Source organism: Acinetobacter sp. ANC_7654 (assembly GCF_056779855.1).
The window spans coordinates 1-229 of record NZ_JBWYIR010000036.1 but is presented as its reverse complement, the minus strand read 5'-3'; the positions used below and the strand labels follow the sequence as shown (position 1 = coordinate 229).

1 protein-coding gene is annotated in these 229 nt (G+C 41.5%); it reads left to right on the top strand.

The window, feature by feature from the left end; genetic code table 11:
• A partial coding sequence (locus AC1M86_RS14820; protein WP_481608262.1) for a hypothetical protein occupies window positions 1–229 on the top strand: 229 nt, incomplete at both ends.

The following is a 229-nucleotide window of genomic DNA, read 5'->3' as shown; positions in this document are numbered from 1 at the left end:
CGACGTTGGATTACTGATTGCACAGCGCATATATGTAGAACAAGAAACAGCCAATAGAACACAACATCAGGCACAACGCCAATACACTTATAATGCCAACTACTTGTTGACTCAAGTTCAAGATAGTCAAAAAGGCATACTTAGTTATCAATACGATGCGATTGGTCGCTTAATACAAGCGCAAAGCTCAAAGCAAACTGAACGTTACCATTTTGACCCAGCGGGCAAC